The sequence below is a fragment of the Bacillus sp. JZ109 genome (assembly GCF_053903135.1).
On sequence record NZ_CP096388.1, the window covers coordinates 304,279 to 321,877 of the forward strand.

General features: G+C 46.8%; 18 protein-coding genes. 15 read left to right on the top strand and 3 right to left on the bottom strand.

Going from position 1 to position 17,599, the window contains the following annotated elements; all coding sequences use genetic code 11:
- The first annotated feature begins 145 nt into the window (after positions 1-145).
- The 3 genes from scrA (at position 146) to M1D94_RS01610 (ending at position 3,309) form a co-directional block, all read left to right on the top strand.
- Positions 146-1,531 (top strand): PTS system sucrose transporter subunit IIBC, encoded by a 1,386-nt coding sequence (scrA, locus tag M1D94_RS01600; protein WP_029318665.1) that lies wholly within the window; start codon positions 146-148, stop codon positions 1,529-1,531.
- A complete protein-coding gene (gene sacA, locus M1D94_RS01605; RefSeq protein WP_456270392.1) occupies positions 1,528-2,967 on the top strand; it encodes a sucrose-6-phosphate hydrolase in 1,440 nt (479 codons plus the stop codon). The genes scrA and sacA overlap by 4 nt, the downstream gene beginning before the upstream one ends.
- 93 nt (positions 2,968-3,060) lie before the next feature.
- Positions 3,061-3,309, top strand: a complete 249-nt coding sequence (locus M1D94_RS01610) for a hypothetical protein (protein ID WP_003243437.1) — start codon at positions 3,061-3,063, stop codon at positions 3,307-3,309.
- Between the two features lie 89 nt (positions 3,310-3,398).
- Here M1D94_RS01610 and M1D94_RS01615 read toward each other — a convergent pair whose 3' ends face one another.
- On the bottom strand, positions 3,399-4,214 hold the full coding sequence (locus tag M1D94_RS01615) for a bifunctional hydroxymethylpyrimidine kinase/phosphomethylpyrimidine kinase (RefSeq protein ID WP_249852373.1): 816 nt from the start codon (positions 4,212-4,214) through the stop codon (positions 3,399-3,401).
- A gap of 191 nt (positions 4,215-4,405) precedes the next feature.
- Between M1D94_RS01615 and M1D94_RS01620 the strand changes: the two genes are divergently transcribed.
- Positions 4,406-5,212 carry a glycosyltransferase family 2 protein gene (locus M1D94_RS01620; protein ID WP_169037622.1) on the top strand — a complete coding sequence of 269 codons (807 nt, stop codon included), beginning with the start codon at positions 4,406-4,408 and terminating at the stop codon, positions 5,210-5,212.
- Positions 5,213-5,225: 13 nt separating this feature from the next.
- Complete coding sequence (locus M1D94_RS01625; RefSeq protein ID WP_015384978.1) at positions 5,226-5,903, top strand: uracil-DNA glycosylase; 678 nt, start codon at positions 5,226-5,228, stop codon at positions 5,901-5,903.
- A gap of 24 nt (positions 5,904-5,927) precedes the next feature.
- On the opposite strand, the gene M1D94_RS01630 is transcribed toward M1D94_RS01625, so the two are convergent.
- On the bottom strand, positions 5,928-7,298 hold the full coding sequence (locus M1D94_RS01630) for an aldehyde dehydrogenase (protein ID WP_456270393.1): 1,371 nt from the start codon (positions 7,296-7,298) through the stop codon (positions 5,928-5,930).
- A 167-nt stretch (positions 7,299-7,465) separates the two neighbouring features.
- Between M1D94_RS01630 and M1D94_RS01635 the strand changes: the two genes are divergently transcribed.
- The 3 genes from M1D94_RS01635 (at position 7,466) to M1D94_RS01645 (ending at position 9,558) form a co-directional block, all read left to right on the top strand.
- A complete protein-coding gene (locus tag M1D94_RS01635) occupies positions 7,466-7,783 on the top strand; it encodes a YwdI family protein (RefSeq protein WP_003243806.1) in 318 nt (105 codons plus the stop codon).
- Positions 7,784-7,802: 19 nt separating this feature from the next.
- Positions 7,803-9,125: a purine/pyrimidine permease gene (locus tag M1D94_RS01640; protein ID WP_015384975.1), complete on the top strand. Its 1,323-nt coding sequence runs from the start codon at positions 7,803-7,805 to the stop codon at positions 9,123-9,125.
- A gap of 61 nt (positions 9,126-9,186) precedes the next feature.
- Positions 9,187-9,558: a DUF423 domain-containing protein gene (locus M1D94_RS01645; protein WP_003227446.1), complete on the top strand. Its 372-nt coding sequence runs from the start codon at positions 9,187-9,189 to the stop codon at positions 9,556-9,558.
- A 43-nt stretch (positions 9,559-9,601) separates the two neighbouring features.
- Here the strand turns inward: M1D94_RS01645 and gerQ are convergent, their stop codons facing one another.
- Positions 9,602-10,147, bottom strand: a complete 546-nt coding sequence (gene gerQ, locus M1D94_RS01650) for a spore coat protein GerQ (protein WP_014481253.1) — start codon at positions 10,145-10,147, stop codon at positions 9,602-9,604.
- 319 nt (positions 10,148-10,466) lie between these two features.
- On the opposite strand from gerQ, the gene spsA reads away from it, so the two are divergent.
- The 7 genes from spsA to M1D94_RS01685 are packed head-to-tail and all read left to right on the top strand — an operon-like array spanning position 10,467 to position 17,584.
- Positions 10,467-11,237, top strand: coding sequence for a spore coat dTDP-glycosyltransferase SpsA (spsA, locus tag M1D94_RS01655; RefSeq protein ID WP_070548022.1), 771 nt, complete (start codon positions 10,467-10,469; stop codon positions 11,235-11,237).
- Between the two features lie 4 nt (positions 11,238-11,241).
- The gene (locus M1D94_RS01660) at positions 11,242-12,666 is read left to right on the top strand and encodes a CDP-glycerol glycerophosphotransferase family protein (RefSeq protein ID WP_326153582.1); all 1,425 of its coding nucleotides are present in this window, start codon (positions 11,242-11,244) and stop codon (positions 12,664-12,666) included.
- A 20-nt stretch (positions 12,667-12,686) separates the two neighbouring features.
- Positions 12,687-13,856 carry a DegT/DnrJ/EryC1/StrS family aminotransferase gene (locus M1D94_RS01665; RefSeq protein WP_048654797.1) on the top strand — a complete coding sequence of 390 codons (1,170 nt, stop codon included), beginning with the start codon at positions 12,687-12,689 and terminating at the stop codon, positions 13,854-13,856.
- Positions 13,857-14,726, top strand: a complete 870-nt coding sequence (locus M1D94_RS01670) for a GNAT family N-acetyltransferase (protein WP_003243179.1) — start codon at positions 13,857-13,859, stop codon at positions 14,724-14,726.
- Entirely contained in the window at positions 14,726-15,847 is a 1,122-nt protein-coding gene (locus tag M1D94_RS01675; protein WP_038828099.1) for an N-acetylneuraminate synthase family protein, read from the top strand. Before M1D94_RS01670 ends, M1D94_RS01675 begins: the two co-directional genes overlap by 1 nt.
- Entirely contained in the window at positions 15,840-16,562 is a 723-nt protein-coding gene (locus tag M1D94_RS01680; protein WP_032725144.1) for a glycosyltransferase family protein, read from the top strand. Before M1D94_RS01675 ends, M1D94_RS01680 begins: the two co-directional genes overlap by 8 nt.
- A 2-nt stretch (positions 16,563-16,564) precedes the next feature.
- Positions 16,565-17,584, top strand: coding sequence for a PseG/SpsG family protein (locus M1D94_RS01685; protein WP_124047840.1), 1,020 nt, complete (start codon positions 16,565-16,567; stop codon positions 17,582-17,584).
- The last annotated feature ends 15 nt before the right edge of the window (positions 17,585-17,599 follow it).

A 17,599-nucleotide genomic window follows, 5' to 3' on the forward strand; every position in this document is an offset into this window, starting at 1 on the left:
GCGTATTCTTAATCTGAATAAGCGGGATTGTGACTGGTAAAGCAGGCAAGACCTAAAATTTGCGTAAATGAAAAAGGATCGCAGTGTCCTTTATTCGTTGGCGAATTTTAGGTCTTTTTTGTTTAAATAAAAGGGGGAGAAATAGATGGATTACAAAGAGACTGCAAAACGCCTCATTGAGCTTCTCGGAGGGAAAGAAAATATTATCAGCGCGGCTCATTGTGCAACAAGACTGCGTTTAGTGATGAAAGATGAATCAAAGATAGATCAAGCACAAGTAGAAGAGCTTGATGGCGTCAAAGGGGCTTTCAGCAGCTCTGGCCAGTACCAGATCATTTTCGGAACAGGCCTTGTGAATAAAGTATTCGATGCCTTTTCTAAAGAAGCTGATATCGAGCGTGAAGAACACGTCAATCATCAGGATGCGGCAAAAGAAAAGCTGAATCCCGCTGCGAGATTTGCGAAAACGCTTTCTAATATTTTTGTCCCAATTATCCCGGCTATTGTGGCCAGCGGCCTGTTAATGGGATTGCTGGGTATGATCAATGCGTTTCATTGGATGAGCAAGGATTCTGCAGTTTTTCAGCTGCTTGATATGTTTTCAAGTGCAGCATTCATTTTCTTGCCGATTCTAATCGGAGTAAGCGCTTCAAAAGAATTTGGCAGCAACCCGTACTTGGGAGCGGTCATTGGGGGAATCATGATTCATCCAAACCTTTTGAATCCATGGGGTTTGGCTGAAGCGACACCTGATTATATGCATCTTTTCGGATTTGATATCGCGCTTCTAGGCTATCAGGGAACTGTCATCCCTGTTCTGCTTGCGGTGTATGTGATGAGCAAGGTAGAGAAATGGACGAGAAAAGTGGTTCCGCATGCGGTAGATTTGCTTGTTACACCTTTTGTTACTGTAATTGTCACCGGGTTTGTTGCTTTTATCGCGATTGGCCCTCTGGGAAGAGCGCTTGGCTCCGGGATTACGGTTGCTTTAACTTATGTGTATGACCATGCCGGTTTTGTGGCAGGTTTGATTTTCGGGGGCACGTATTCACTCATCGTGCTGACAGGTGTTCATCACAGCTTCCATGCGATTGAGGCTGGGCTTATTGCAGATATAGGCAAAAACTACTTGCTGCCGATCTGGTCAATGGCGAATGTCGCACAGGGCGGGGCAGGTCTTGCCGTCTTCTTTATGGCGAAAAAGGCAAAGACAAAAGAAATCGCGCTTCCGGCAGCATTTTCCGCTTTTCTCGGCATTACTGAGCCCGTCATATTCGGAGTCAATCTTCGCTACCGAAAACCGTTTATCGCTGCGATGATCGGAGGCGCATTGGGTGGGGCATATGTCGTCTTTACACATGTAGCTGCAAACGCTTACGGGTTAACGGGAATTCCGATGATCGCCATTGCGGCTCCGTTTGGCGTCAGCAACTTGATTCACTATCTGATTGGCATGGCGATTGCGGCAGTGTCAGCGTTCATTGCAGCATTTGTCATGAAGATTAATGAGGATGAGGAGAGGAAAAAATGACAGCACATGACCAGGAGCTTCGTCGCCGGGCTTATGAAGAAGTGGAGAAAAAAGAGCCCATCGCTAACAGCGATCCGCACCGCCAGCATTTTCACATCATGCCGCCGGTTGGGCTGCTGAATGACCCGAATGGCGTGATTTATTGGAAGGGCAGCTATCATGTATTCTTTCAGTGGCAGCCGTTTCAGACGGGGCACGGCGCAAAATTTTGGGGGCATTATACGACACAGGATGTTGTGAATTGGAAGCGGGAAGAGATTGCGCTGGCTCCGAGTGATTGGTTTGATAAAAACGGCTGCTACTCGGGCAGCGCTGTCACGAAAGACGATCGGCTCTATCTGTTTTACACAGGAAATGTCAGGGATCAGGATGGAAACCGGGAAACGTATCAATGCCTTGCTGTTTCTGACGACGGGCTGTCCTTTGAGAAAAAGGGTGTTGTCGCCCGCCTCCCTGAAGGATACACGCCGCATTTTCGCGATCCGAAGGTATGGGAGCATGAAGGAACATGGTATATGGTGATCGGTGCGCAAACAGAGAATTTGAAAGGGCAGGCTGTGTTGTTTGCTTCTGATAACCTGACAGAGTGGAGATTTCTTGGCCCGATAACCGGCGCGGGCTTCAACGGGCTTGACGATTTTGGATACATGTGGGAATGCCCTGATTTGTTTTCCCTTCAAGGATCGGCTGTGCTGATTGTTTCGCCTCAAGGGCTTGAGGCTGACGGTTTCCGTTATCAGAACGTATATCAATCAGGTTATTTTGTCGGCCGCCTCGATTATAACAAGCCTGAACTGAAGCATGGTGAATTTACGGAGCTTGATCAAGGTTTTGATTTTTACGCGCCGCAAACACTTGAAGACGATCAGGGAAGGCGGATTTTATTTGCATGGATGGCGGTGCCTGATCAGGATGAAGGGTCCCATCCGACCATTGACTGCCACTGGATTCACTGCATGACGCTGCCGAGACAGCTGACGCTTTCAGGACAGAAGCTGATTCAGCAGCCGCTGCCTGAGCTAAAAGCCATGCGCAGAAATGAGAAAAAAATACACATCAACATGCATGGATCATCTGGTGCGCTTCCAGTGGAAAAGCCTGAAAGAACTGAGATTCTACTGGAAGACATTCATACGGAGTCTGGCTTTTCAATCAGTATCCGCGGAACGGCTACGTTTTCCTTCCATAAAGACGAGGGGATTGTTACGCTGGAACGAAAGAGCTTTGACGGAAAAAGAACAGAAGCGAGACATTGCCGCATCAAGGATTTGCATACCGTACACATGTTTCTCGACGCGTCATCTATGGAAATCTTTATAAATAACGGAGAAGAGGTCTTTAGTGCAAGATATTTTCCTTTCCCGGGAAATCATGAAGTAACAGCCAGTGCGACCGGGAAATCTGAAATGAATGTCGGAATTTGGACACTTATGTAGAAAATCCTTCTATTTTCTTATGTGAAATCTGAGCCATCTGTGCTATTCTTCAACGATAACCTACTATTTTTTTCTGTAAAAGGAGTTGTTTTCTTGAATATACATGAACAGAAGATAACACCGGAATGTTTGGAAAAGGCTGCTAACCAAGTTGAAGATAAGCGAGAAGAATATAAGGATGTGCTGCTTCAGCTGAAAAAAATGCTTGGCGGAACAACGCCGCACAGTGAAACGGCGGAAATTCTCACGCGGGCATATGAACAAATGAAGGAATATGCACTTTTTGTTCAGTCGATAGAAACATTTTTGAGGAAATCTGCAAACAATTTAAAAATCAAATAAACAGGCTGCCGATGGGATCGGCAGTTTTTTCTGTGAAAAGTCTTCGGTGATTTAAAAAGGGCTGCCTCTCTGTAAGGCAGCCCCTTTTTTTATGATTGTTGATTCAGGCGCAGTGCAGAATGCTTCGTAGGACCAACATACTGGTTTAGCGGGAAGGATTCTTTAATGGCCGCTGTGATGAATTCTTTCGCTGCGTAAATGGCTTCTTTGACTTCCGCACCTTTGGCAAGCTCCGCTGTCACGGCTGCTGAGAATGTACAGCCTGCGCCATGTGTATAAGGCGTATCGATCATTTCGCTTTCAAGGACTTCCGCTGTTTCTCCGTCATAGAGAACATCAACGGCTTTCTCGTGTTTGAGTTTGCCTCCGCCTGTAATGACGACATATTGAGCGCCGAGTGCGTGAATTTTTTTCGCGGCTTCGATCATATCGTCAACTGTTTTTAGTTCATCCATGCCGCTGAGCTGGCTGGCTTCAAACAAGTTTGGCGTAATGACAGTGGCTAGCGGAGCCAATTGCTCACGCAGGGCTTGGGCGTGCTCCGGATAAAGGACTTCATTAGCACCTTTGCAAACCATAACCGGGTCAATTACCACATTTTTTAATTGTTTTTCATTGATCGTTTTTGCCGCAAGCTCGATAATATCAACGGTTGGCAGCATTCCTGTTTTCATGGCGTCCACACCGATGCCGTCCGTAATTGTTGCAAGCTGGGCGCGGATTGTATCAGTATCGATCGGGAATACCTGATGGTCCCAGCTGTTGTTTGGGTCCATCGCAACGATCACCGTTAAGGCGGTCATCCCGTATACGTTTTTTTCTTGAAATGTTTTTAAATCAGCTTGAATCCCAGCACCGCCGCTGGAATCTGAGCCGGCAATGGTGAGTGCTTTATGCATAGACATGTCTTGAACCTCCATCGTGTTTTGTCTTTCATTATAGTTAGATTTTCTCTGTATCACAATATAGAAGGCTTAGCAATTCATCTAGTATTTTCATTAGCACCTTATCCTGTTTCAGTAGGATATTCCCACTGATCTCCCGTCCAATATATGTTTTAATAGTACATGACTATGAAAATGAGAAGGAGAGCATCATGAAGATTTCTATCGTAATTGTGACCTATAATCGGATTCCGGCTCTGTGTGAGCTTTTGGAGTCGATTTCCCGCCAGACCTTGAAGCCGTATGAAATTATTATTGTGAATGATGCCGGGGAATCGGTCGTGCCGGTCAAAGCACTGTATCCGGAGCTGCCGATTGCTGTCATCAATTTAGAAAAGAACTCGGGGCATGTGGCTGCGAGAAATGCCGGTGTAAAAGAGGCGTCTGGGGATTGCATTATGCTGTGTGATGACGATGATTTCTTTACGCCAGGGCATATCGAGAAAATGGCAAAGGAAATAGAAAAGGCAGACTTCGTTCATTCTGATGCGGAAATAGTTTCGTTTGAAGAGAAAAACGGAACAAGGTATCCAGTGTCACGGAAATTGTTTGCTTATACCGCTGACTATGAGGATATGAGAGTGTTTTCTACATACGTGCCGTCGGGCAGCATGTACAGACGTTTTCTGCATGATGAAATCGGGTATTTCGATGCTGATGTGCACAATTACTGGGATTGGGATTTTTATCTGCGCGCGGCCAAGGATTACCGGGTGAAGCGTGTCCCTTGCGCCAGTGTGATTTATGCCTTCAGTGACGCGGGAGACAATCAGTCTGCGGACCTTGGCGCCAAGCGGAAGCAATATTTGGATCGTTTAAGTGAAAAGCACGGACTCGGGGAGCTGCCGACGAAAAACTTTGCCGTCCTGCTTGAAGAGCCTGAGATGAAGAGGCGGGAAGCAAAAAGTGAAATGGTTTGGGATGGCGAGCCTGTCTATTCCAGACTTCATCGTTCGTAAGGGGGCCTGAATCTTGAAACAGCTTTTACAAGACAGCTGGTGGAATCAGCTAAAGGAAGAGTTTGAGAAACCGTATTATCAAGAGCTCAGAGAAATGCTGAAGCGGGAATACGCGGAGCAAACGATTTATCCGGACAGCCGGGATATTTTCAATGCGCTGCATTATACATCATATGATGATGTCAAGGTCGTCATTCTGGGACAAGATCCGTATCACGGGCCGGGACAGGCTCAAGGTTTAAGCTTCTCTGTCAAGCCCGGTGTAAAGCAGCCGCCTTCGTTAAAAAATATTTTTCTTGAACTGCAGCAGGACATCGGGTGCAGCATCCCGAATCACGGGTCGCTTGTGAGCTGGGCAAAGCAAGGCGTTCTTTTGCTGAATACTGTGCTGACAGTAAGGCGCGGACAGGCGAATTCCCATAAGGGAAAAGGCTGGGAGCGACTGACGGACCGAATTATTGACGTGCTGAATGAAAGGGAGCAGCCGGTTATCTTTATTTTATGGGGACGGCATGCCCAAATGAAAAAAGAACGGATCGACACGTCCAAGCATTTTATCATTGAATCGACGCATCCCAGCCCGTTTTCGGCGAGAAACGGATTTTTCGGGAGCAGACCGTTTTCCCGGGCGAATGCCTATTTGGAGAAAATGGGAGAGGCGCCGATTGATTGGTGTATTAAGGATTTGTAAAAAGCGCAGGTGATCTGCGCTTTTTTATTTGAGTATTTTTCGAATCATTCGCAGCCCGTTTTTGGAGGAAGGATAACGAAATGCGAAGTCGAAGCGGTTCGTTTGTTTGACGACGCTTTTTTTGTGCGTGAATGTGTTAAAACTGTCAAACCCGTGATAGCTGCCGATGCCGCTTTCCCCGACGCCGCCGAATGGCAAATACGGCGTCGCCACATGCATTAACGTATCATTGACACAGCCCCCGCCAAACGACAGATTTCCTAAAACAGCGCGCTCAATTTCTTTGTTTGTGGTGAAGAGATACAGGGCGAGCGGCTTAGGGCGCGATTGGACTTTTTCAATGACTTCCCCGATATCGCGGTATGTAAAGAGCGGAAGAATCGGCCCGAAAATCTCCTCCTGCATCACTGGAGAGTCATCCCTCACTTGTTCGAGAATGGTCGGCGCAATTTTGTGATGATTGGGATCAGATTGTCCGCCTGTGAGTGGGATGCCGTCATTCAGAAAGCTGAGCAGCCGCTGATAGTGCCGTTCACTGACGATTTTGCCGTACTGCGGATTCCGTTCCGGCTGAGGGCCGTAAAATTCTCTGATCGCACGCTTCATTTCTTCTGTGAGCTTCGTTTTGATGTCCTCGTGGACAAATAAATAATCCGGTGCGATGCAGGTTTGTCCCGCATTTGTAAATTTCCCGAAGACGATGCGTTTGGCGGCAAGCTGAATGTCAGCATCTTTATGGACGAGACAGGGGCTTTTGCCGCCGAGCTCCAAGGTTACGGGAATTAATTGTTTGGCGGCGGCCTCCATGACGACTTTTCCCACGGCTACACTGCCGGTAAAGAAAATGTAGTCAAAGGGCTGCTGTAATAATGCTGTGCTGATATCGGGCCCGCCTTCTGCCATAGCGACATAATCGGTCGGAAAAACGCTGCTGATGAGTTTGGAAAGAATAGCAGAAACAGCCGGCGTATATTCTGATGGCTTGAGAACGACCGTGTTCCCCGCCGCAATGGCTCCAATCAACGGAGAAAGCGCCAGCTGCAAGGGATAGTTCCAAGGCGCAATCACCAAAACGGTTCCATACGGCTCAGGGATGATGATGCTTTTGGAGCCTAGATGAGTCAGAGGCGTTTTGACTCGTTTCGGCTTGGACCATTTTCTCAGCCGTTTCATGACAAAGCTGATTTCCTCCAAGACGATTCCGATTTCTGTTGAGTATGCTTCTTGCTCGGATTTATGGAGATCCTGGTAGAGAGCGGCTATGAGATCGGCTTCATGAGTTCTGACGGCTTGTTTCAGCTTTCGCAAAATGTTCAGTCTCGATTCAAGCGGTCTCGTATGTCCCGCCGCAAAATAGGCTTTATGCTTGCTGATGATAGAGGGGATGCTGTTCATTCCGTTTCTCCTTTTTGTAAGGTATGGTGATTTATTATGTGAAAAATCTCTTCTGCTTGTCAATCGCGCAAGGTTTGTCAGAAAAAATAACAAACTCATATCTGCGTTTACAGCAGGAATTTGATAAAATGCAGGAAGACAACATTTATTTTTTTGGAGGGTGCTTCATGAACATTCATATATCTGCATTAATTCAAAAGATGGAAGAGGAGCTGAAAAAAGCAAAAACAGCTGAACGGGATGAGGAGCTGAAGCGTTATGTAGCGGTTGTCCGTTCTCTGTGTGATGTCGTGCTTGATCAGCCGGAGAACGCGAGCGCGCCCCGCATACAGCCGAGCGTTACGCCAAGTCCTGCCGCGCCGCCATCGACAGACCAGCTGATGATGGAAAAAATGATGGGGAGCGCGGGATTAAACAAATATCGAAAGCAAGAAAAAGAGAAGCAGGAAGAGGATGGAAACGGAGAGTCTTTATTTGATTTTTAAAGAGAGAGGTTGAGCTTACGTGAAATTGGTTCTTGGCGCGCTGCAATGGACAGCGTTTATTATTGCTGCGGCGATAGTTGTTCCGGTGGCGGTTGCCCAGTCGTTTCATCTGGATCACTCAGATTCTGCGAGATTAATTCAAAGCACTTTTTTTGTACTGGGAATTGCCGCCGTCATTCAGTGTTTGAAAGGCCACAGACTGCCGATTAATGAAAGCCCAGCCGGCTTGTGGTGGGGAGTGTATACGATTTACGCAGGGCTGACGGGAACTGTGTTTGCGACATATGGAGACACACTGCGGGGGTTGCAGGGAGCCCTTCTTGTAAGCGCTGTATGTTTCTTTTTGTTAAGTGTTTTCAAGGTCATTGACAGACTTGCAAAATTGTTTACTCCGGTTGTAACGGGCGTCTATTTATTGCTTCTTGTCATGCAGCTGAGTCAGCCCATTATAAAAGGAATTCTCGGAATCGGTTATCGACAGGACGGGGTGGACGGTCTTGTATTTGGCCTGGCGCTTGTTGTGATCGCTGCCGCCTTTATAATGACAAATTCGAACATCATGTTTTTTAAGCAATATTCTATTTTATTAGCCTTGTTCGGCGGATGGGTGCTGTTTGCGGCTGCCGGAGCGGCAAAGCCGATTGAAATGCCGGACCGGCTGTTTCAGCTGCCTTCTCTGTTTCCTTTTGGGACACCATTATTTAACAGCGGCCTGATCATCACTTCTATTTTTATTACCATCTTGCTGATCGTGAATATGCTGGCGAGCATGAAGGTCGTGGACATCGCCGTGAAAAAATTCAGCAAACAGCCTGATGGAAAGCATCATGAACGCCATGCCGGTTTTGCCGCTTCATTCAGCCATCTGCTTAGCGGTTTGACGGGAGCTATTGCGCCTGTTCCGATTTCGGGAGCCGCGGGTTTTATTGAAACGACCAAAATGCCTTCTAAAAAACCGTTTATGCTCGGCAGTATTCTGGTTATCGTGATCAGCGTAATCCCGTTTTTTATGAATACGTTTGCGAGCCTGCCGTCACCCGTTGGATTTGCGGTGAATTTTGTTGTGTTCTCCGCAATGGGCGGTCTGGCCTTTGCCGAATTTGATTCATATGAGAAAGAAGAATCAAAAAGGGTGAGGTCTATCATCGGCATCTCGCTGCTGACAGGGGTCGGTATCATGTTTGTTCCTGAAACTGCGTTAAAGGGATTGCATCCGGTATTTATTTCTCTATTAAGCAACGGGCTCGTATTAGGTACGCTTGCTGCAATAGCGGCTGACCAGTTCCAGCTTTGGCGCAGGAGAAAATCCGACAATCTCGTGTCAACGGAGAACAAACATTGAATTTTGGTGCAGGTGCGATAAGATAAATGATATGAGTTTAACGAAAAGGCGGGAGAGATAGATGAAAGTTTTTATCATATTAGGGGCCATTAACGCCCTGCTTGCCGTGGGACTCGGAGCATTCGGCGCTCACGGATTAGAAGGGAAAATACCTGATAAATATCTTCAGGTTTGGCACACAGGCGTGCAGTATCATATGTATCACGCCCTTGGGTTATTCGTTGTCGCGTTTCTGGCTGATAAATTATCCGGCATAGGCAGTGTCACGACAGCCGGCTGGCTGATGTTTGCGGGAATTGTGCTGTTTTCCGGAAGCTTATATATTCTAAGTGTGACGCAAATCTCTATTCTTGGAGCGATCACCCCGCTCGGCGGTGTGGCGTTTATTATTTCTTGGATTATGATCGTTGTCGCAGCCGTCAAATATCTATAAACAAAAAAGCCAATCCTCATCATATGAGTGATTGGCTTTTTTCTTATCTTGGCGAATAGGACGCCATGGAATATGGATACGTATAAGCAATTTCTTCATCAAATGTAATGTAATCGAGGTAGATTGTCAGGAGCAGGTAGCGTGTTCCTGATTTCGGGTCGCTGATAATAATGTGATCCCGGCCCGCAGCTTCGATGACGCCGCGAAAAATCTTCGAGCCCCATTCCTTGCTGTTTTCAAATGTCATATAAATGGTGGCCGTTTTTCCCCGATTCAGGCGCAAAATATTCTCGATGTAAGATTCCTCAACAGGCAGCATGCCGGGAACGCTTTGGCCCGGTCCTGACGGTGTAGGCCCCGATGGAATTTGAAAACCGCCGCCCTGCTGCTGGCCCGGGAATCCAAATCCCTGCTGTCCTTGTTGTCCTTGCTGTCCCTGCTGCATTGGCATCATTGGCTGCATCCCCATTGGCTGCATTTGTGAGCCTTGGCCTTGCTGCGGGTACGGGTTGGCACCAAACTGAGGCTGATACCCCTGCATATTATCAAATGCCTGCATTTGCTGATATTGATTTTTTTTCGGTTTCATATCGTTCCTCCTTTTTATGAAAACCATTCAAAACATGTTCTGGATGTATAGGTGAACGCTCCGCGATGACTCACCTCCGATGGAAAACGATCTTAGTCGCTGGTGCGATTTTTATCTCTTTCACCTTATGAGGCTGATGCTTGGATTATGCTGAAAAAGAACAGCGGACCGATCAGATTTCGCTCTGGGCATCCGCTGTTTTTCAGAGACATACACAAACTTTTCGCATATTGGTTTGTATCCCTAGCGCAACTTGAGCATAAGCAACATAAGATAACGATAGTTTCAGGTGTGAAGTTCCAAGAAGGAGGTGTAGGATTTGCCGAAAGTATCAGTCATTATGACGAGCTATAACAAAAGCGATTATGTGGCAAAGTCCATTTCTAGCATACTCTCACAAACGTTTTCAGATTTTGAATTGTTTATTATGGATGACAATTCCAATGAAGAGACGCTGAATGTAATCCGTCCTTTTTTGAATGATAACCGAGTGCGTTTTTATCAAAGCGATGTATCTGGAGTGATGGAAAGAACAGAAAAAACGAGGTACGCGGCACTGATCAATCAGGCGATTGAGATGGCGGAGGGTGAATATATCACCTATGCGACGGATGACAACATCTATATGCCGGACCGCCTCCTGAAAATGGTGCGGGAGCTCGATACCCATCCTGAAAAAGCTGTGATTTACTCAGCCTCCAAAACCTATCATTTAAACGAGAATCGCGACATTGTAAAAGAAACTGTCAGGCCTGCCGCTCAAGTGACATGGAACGCGCCGTGTGCAATTGATCATTGCTCGGTGATGCACAGGTATTCGGTGCTTGAGAAGGTAAAGGAGAAGTTTGGCTCCTATTGGGATGAAAGCCCGGCGTTTTACCGTATTGGAGATGCCCGGTTCTTTTGGAGAGTCAATCATTTTTATCCGTTTTACCCACTGGATGAGGAGCTGGACCTGAATTATATTACCGACCAATCGATTCACTTTCAGCTGTTTGAATCAGAAAAAAATGAATTTGTCAGGAACCTTCCTCCGCAGCGAAATTGCCGAGAGCTGCGTGAATCATTAAAAAAGCTTGGAATGGGGTGAGAGCTTGTCGGCCTATTTAAGCAATTATTGGGTGCTGTACCGGAAGTACGTGGAGCTTTTTGACAAACTTCGCTACAAAGGGATTCCGCTTGGGCTTATCAGTAATTTTTATCAATACATCAGCCCTGAGCTGAGGGTGATGATGGAAGAAGAACCGGAATTATTCGGATCGGTGGATCAGCATATCGATGAGGGACAGATTCAGCCGTTTTTTGAAGAAAGAATCCGAAAAATCGTTAAAACAAATGTCAAACCTGTTAAAGGGAAAGTCATTTTGCACTTTGATTACCTGCGTTTTTCAAACGAAAATTACTATCAATTTGATCCTGAAAAAACGGCTGTTTTGGCCAGATGGAGTTTGCCGCATTATTGTGATCTGCCTGTAATTAGCAAGCGGGAGATTGCGGATTCATGCCAAAAAGGCGATTCGAAGCAGTATCTCGAAACAGCCTGTTCGCTTCTCGCCCCTTATGATGATCACCCGGCATTTGGTGATCAAGCGTTTCGCGACCGGCTTTTCAAAGATATTCCTTTATTTATAGAGGCCATTGATACAGTTGATGCGCTGTTTGAACAGGAAAAGATTTCAGCTGTTATTGTCGGAACGGCAGAAGACATTTACAGCAGGGTGCTCGCTCTCATGTGTCAAAGAAAAGGGGCCGTCAGCATTTGTCTTCAGCATGGCGCATTGATGGGAGATGAAGCCTTCATTCCTGTTTTTACAACCTATCAAGCTGTTTTTGGTGCGTATGAAGCAGAGTGGTTCATACGAAAAGGCTGTAAACCCGAGCAGATTCTCGTAACGGGACATCCCCGCTTCGATCAGATTTTTAACAGAACGCCTATGGATATGTCCATATTCTATCGAAAACTTGCTTTTCAGCCGACTAAAAAAATTGTGCTCATTGCCACTCAGCCCTTTTCAGAAGATTTTTATTCCGGTGTGCTGCAGGGGCTTTCTGATCAGAAGCAGCTGCAGATTATTATCAAACCCCACCCGTGGGAAATCGGAAAAAACAAGCTTGATCTGTATCACGAGGCGGCGAAAAAACATAAAACATGCAGAGTCATCAAAAAGGAGCTGGAGCTTTATGATTTGCTGCCGTATGTTGATGCCGCAGTGACGCAAACCTCGACAGTCGGTCTTGAAGCCATGCTGTTTCAAAAGCCTGTGCTGATCGGAAAATCGTCCGGAAATCGCTCGTATCCGTATTATGAGTCTCTTGGCGATTTTATGTTTGACCAGCCGGATGAACTAGCGCACACCTTGGTTGAAGTTCTTCGAAGGCCCGACGTGCATCAAAAAGCAGAAGAGGCGCGCCTGGCATTCATAGCGGCTAATTATCCGGTGGCAGAATCAACAAATGCTTTATTTGCGGAACTGAAAGCCAAAACAGGGGTTGATTACAGGCGGGAAGATACTGAATAAAATGATAGGAGCGCAAAGAAATGGTGCAAAAGAGAAATCATTTTCTCCCTTACTCATTGCCGTTAATCGGTAAGGAAGAAATTCAGGAGGTTACAGAAACGCTTGAATCGGGATGGCTCTCTAAAGGCCCGAAGGTTCAGCAGTTTGAAAAAGAGTTTGCCGCGTTTGTCGGGGCGAAGCACGCCGTGGCGGTGAATTCATGTACCGCAGCTTTATTTTTGGCTTTGAAAGCAAAAGGGATCGGGCCCGGGGACGAGGTCATTACCTCTCCGCTTACGTTCAGCTCGACCGCCAATACGATTATTCATACGGGAGCGACGCCTGTGTTTGCGGATATTGACGAAAACACGCTCAATATTGACCCGGTAAAGCTTGAGGCGGCCGTCACACCGCGAACGAAAGCAGTTGTGCCCGTCCACTTTGGCGGGCAGTCCTGCGATATGGATGCAATATTGGCTATTGCCCAAAATCATGGTTTATTCGTGCTGGAGGATGCGGCACATGCGGTATATACGACTTATAAGCAAAGAATGATCGGTTCTATCGGGGATGCAACGGCATTCAGCTTTTACGCCACCAAAAACCTCGCGACAGGGGAAGGCGGCATGCTGACGACTGATGATGAGGAGCTTGCTGATAAGATCCGGGTGCTAAGTCTTCACGGCATGAGTAAAGCCGCATGGAACCGTTATTCTTCAAATGGCAGCTGGTACTATGAAGTCGAATCGCCCGGCTATAAGATGAATATGTTTGATTTGCAGGCGGCCCTCGGACTTCATCAGCTGAAACGGCTGGATGATATGCAGAAACGGAGAGAAGAGATTGCCGGCCGCTATCAAACCGCTTTTCAGCAGATTCCTGGGCTGATCACGCCGTTTGTCCATGATGACGGCAGGCACGCCTGGCATCTATATGTTCTGCAAGTTGATGAAAAAAAGGCCGGGGTTACGCGCAGCGAAATGATTACGGCTTTAAAGGATGAATACAATATCGGCACTAGCGTTCATTTTATTCCAGTACACATTCATCCGTATTATCAAAAGCAATTTGGATATAAGGAAGCGGACTTTCCGAATGCCATGAATTACTATAAACGAACCCTTTCTCTCCCGCTCTATCCATCAATGTCTGACGACGATGTAGATGATGTCATTGAAGCTGTGCGGGATATCGTAAAAGGGGCTGATTAAGTGTATACGGTAAAAGAAAATGTCTCCAAAGAGGCAATTGAGGAATTTCTCCAAAGCAGAAAGCTTACATTGGATGTTCCGTATCAATTTTCCCTCGGCCTTTTTGAAAACAGCAGGCTCCAAGGCGTATTGCTTTACGAAGATTCTTTGTGGGAAAGCAAGGTGCTTCAGAAGAAAGTCATGAACGTCAAACTTCTTGCGGCAAATAGTACCGGGCAGCTAAAGAGGCTGTTTGAAGCTTTTTATACTGTACGCCAAATGGATGAAACGGATTTTATCTTTGTCCGTGTTCCGGCTGAAGATATCGGAGCCGCGCATGTGATACAACAGCAGCCATCCTCTTACTTTGTCGGGAGTTTGCTGAAGCTGGCGATGCCTCCGTCTTTTTATGACAAAACACCGCCATTTTTTGAACTGGGCCCGCCTGAGCCCGGAGACACAGAAGCGATATGTGAGCTGGCCCGAGACTCGTTTACAAAAAGCAGATATTTTCAGGATCCTCATCTCAGCCGCGATGCAGCAAACGAAATATTTCAGGAGTGGACACGAAACAATCTGAATGGAAGGGCGGCGGTCAATATTGTCGCTAAACACAATGGCGAGGTCATCGGCTATCTTCAGGGCTTATCAAGAGATGATGAGTGCATTCTCGATTTGATGGCTGTAAAGCCGGGATTTGAAGGGAAACGTATTGCGTTTCATTTATTGGCGAATCTCATAGAACAACCGGAGACCCAGAAGCATAGAACGGTAACAGCGGGGACGCAGCTTCACAATGTAAGGGCGATCCGCCTTTATGAACGAATGGGCTTCACCGCTGAACAATCGTATTACTATTATCATATTTGGCCGGGCAAGGAGGCGAAATAATGGCAGCGTTTCAGATCGCGAATAAAACTGTAGGCAAAGACGCTCCTGTTTTTATTATTGCTGAGGCGGGGATTAATCATGACGGGAAGCTTGATCAGGCTTTTGCGCTGATAGACGCCGCGGCGGAAGCGGGAGCGGATGCCGTGAAATTTCAAATGTTCCAAGCTGATAGGATGTACCAGAAAGATCCTGGTTTGTACAAGACGGCAGCGGGCAAGGACGTCTCTATTTTTTCTTTGGTTCAATCTATGGAAATGCCTGCTGAGTGGATTTTACCGCTATTGGATTACTGCCGCGAAAAGCAGGTGATCTTTTTAAGTACGGTATGTGACGAGGGGTCAGCTGATCTGCTTCAGTCTACCTCGCCGAGCGCTTTTAAAATCGCATCCTATGAAATTAACCATCTCCCGCTGCTTAAATATGTCGCCCGGCTGAACAGGCCGATGATTTTCTCGACAGCCGGAGCTGAAATCTCTGATGTTCACGAAGCTTGGCGCACCATCAGGGCAGAGGGAAACAATCAAATTGCCATAATGCATTGTGTGGCGAAATACCCAGCACCGCCGGAGTACAGCAACCTCAGCGTCATTCCGATGCTTGCCGCCGCTTTTCCTGAGGCGGTAATCGGCTTCTCCGATCATAGCGAGCATCCGACAGAAGCGCCGTGTGCCGCGGTTCGGCTCGGAGCAAAACTGATAGAAAAGCATTTTACGATCGATAAAAATCTGCCGGGTGCCGACCACTCGTTTGCATTAAATCCGGATGAATTGAAAGAAATGGTCAATGGCATCAGGAAAACGGAAGCTGAGCTGAAACAGGGGATCACAAAGCCGGTCTCAGAAAAACTGCTTGGCAGTTCATACAAAACAACGACCGCCATCGAAGGAGAAATCAGAAACTTTGCATACAGAGGCATTTTTACAACAGCTCCGATTCAAAAAGGTGAAGCCTTTAGTGAAGACAATATCGCAGTGCTTCGGCCCGGACAAAAGCCGCAGGGGCTGCACCCGAGATTTTTTGAACTGCTGACCAGCGGTGTTCGGGCTGTAAGAGACATTCCGGCCGACACAGGCATTGTCTGGGATGACATTTTACTGAAGGACAGCCCGTTTCATGAATGATATTCTCTTTATCATTCAAGCAAGAATGGGTTCAACAAGGCTTCCGGGAAAAGTGCTTCGGCCGCTCGGATCGAATCGTTTACTTGATATTCTCGTTCACCGTGTCCGGCAAAGCGCGTTTTACCAAAAGGATCGGGATAATCTTGTCATCGCCACGTCTGACAAAGAAACTGACGACATATTAGAGGCGCACTGTATCAAACAAGGCTTTCGTGTTTTCCGCGGGAGCGAAGAACGTGTCCTCGATAGGTTTGTGAAGGTCATAGAAGCTGTTAAACCGTCAGTCATCATCCGGTTAACGGGTGATAATCCGTTTGTCGATCCGGAGCTGCTCGATGTAATGATTAAGGCGCATTTTGATCAAGGGTCGGATTATACGTATATCCTGAATGCCCCATTAGGGATTTGCGGCGAAGTGGTCAACGCCAACCTGTTAATTGACATCAGCCGTATTCAGAATATGGAGGATCAATATCAGGAGCATGTCACGTTATATATAAGGAATCATCCAGCTCTTTATCGTGTGCAGTTTTTAGAGGCGCCGGAACGATTTCGCGCCCCTCAATATCGGCTGACCATTGATACAAAGGAAGACTATGAATCGATAAAGGCTCTCTATCAAAAAGCAGGCGAGCGCCCCGATGTATCCGCCTCAGAGCTTATCACCCTTCTGAACCGGAATCCCGATGCGGCAATCGAACGAGAGGCTGAATAGCCATGCATGTTGGGATCTTCGCAGACGGCGGCTATGAAAAGGGAATGGGCCATGTTGTCCGGATGAAGAGACTTGCGGAGGGGCTCAAACAGCGATGCTTGATTACGTTTTATACGAATCAGGATTCTGAAGCGTTTCTTCATGAAGAGCATTGGCAGGTCATCGTAAAGCCGGAGCTGCAGCAGCACGAGTTTATTCTCCGGGAAATAAAAAGCAAGAAGCTTGATTTGCTTTTGTTTGATATTCTAGGCGCGCCTGCAGAGCTGTTAAAGAAAATAAAGACGGAGACAGATGCGAAAATTGTTCTTTTTGAAGAGAAAAACGGTAAATCGATTCAATATAGTGACTCAGTCATTAACGGAATTTACGGTGACATCAGAAGCAGGGTGTACGTTCAGGGAAACACACGCATCTATGAAGGCCCGGACTATCTTATTCTTCACCCCGCCTTTCAGGCCGCAAGAGAGGATTACACACTTAAGAAAGACTGCCGCAATATCCTTGTTGCATTAGGAGGAAGTGATCCGAAGCAGCTTATTTTTAAAGTGCTGGCTGCCGCTGATCAAGTCCCCGACATAAAAGACAAAAACATAATGTTTGTAATGGGGAGCGCTTCACCGCATCAAGAGGCAGTCCGAAGGCGGATCGAAAAGAAGCCGCAGTACAAGATGATCGAACAGACAAATGATATGGCAGGTTTGATGAAACAAGCGGACGCAGCCATTGTCGCCGGCGGCATCTCTCTATATGAAGCCATTTGCATCGGCGTGCCGTGCCTTGTTCTTTCTCAGGTTGAGCATCAAACGGCAACAGCAAAAACATTTGCTGGCCAAGGCGCCGCTCTTGATCTTGGTTTGGGTGAGCTTGTACCGGATGAAACACTCATCTATCAGATGTCACGCATTATGAGCAGCTATCCTCTTCGCCTTTCTTTGCATAAGGGAGGAAGGCCGCTCGTGGATGGCAAAGGCATTATGCGGGTAACAGCTATTCTTCAAGATTTATATGAACAAAAGATATAAAAATGCATGTAAGGA

Coding starts and splice junctions, on each gene's coding strand:
- scrA (WP_029318665.1), top strand. CDS start 146: ATGGATTACAAAGAGACTGCAAAACGCCTCATTGAGCTTCTCGGAGGG.
- sacA (WP_456270392.1), top strand. CDS start 1,528: ATGACAGCACATGACCAGGAGCTTCGTCGCCGGGCTTATGAAGAAGTG.
- M1D94_RS01615 (WP_249852373.1), bottom strand. CDS start 4,214: ATGTCTATGCATAAAGCACTCACCATTGCCGGCTCAGATTCCAGCGGC.
- M1D94_RS01620 (WP_169037622.1), top strand. CDS start 4,406: ATGAAGATTTCTATCGTAATTGTGACCTATAATCGGATTCCGGCTCTG.
- M1D94_RS01630 (WP_456270393.1), bottom strand. CDS start 7,298: ATGAACAGCATCCCCTCTATCATCAGCAAGCATAAAGCCTATTTTGCG.
- M1D94_RS01635 (WP_003243806.1), top strand. CDS start 7,466: ATGAACATTCATATATCTGCATTAATTCAAAAGATGGAAGAGGAGCTG.
- M1D94_RS01645 (WP_003227446.1), top strand. CDS start 9,187: ATGAAAGTTTTTATCATATTAGGGGCCATTAACGCCCTGCTTGCCGTG.
- gerQ (WP_014481253.1), bottom strand. CDS start 10,147: ATGAAACCGAAAAAAAATCAATATCAGCAAATGCAGGCATTTGATAAT.
- M1D94_RS01665 (WP_048654797.1), top strand. CDS start 12,687: ATGGTGCAAAAGAGAAATCATTTTCTCCCTTACTCATTGCCGTTAATC.
- M1D94_RS01675 (WP_038828099.1), top strand. CDS start 14,726: ATGGCAGCGTTTCAGATCGCGAATAAAACTGTAGGCAAAGACGCTCCT.
- M1D94_RS01680 (WP_032725144.1), top strand. CDS start 15,840: ATGAATGATATTCTCTTTATCATTCAAGCAAGAATGGGTTCAACAAGG.
- M1D94_RS01685 (WP_124047840.1), top strand. CDS start 16,565: ATGCATGTTGGGATCTTCGCAGACGGCGGCTATGAAAAGGGAATGGGC.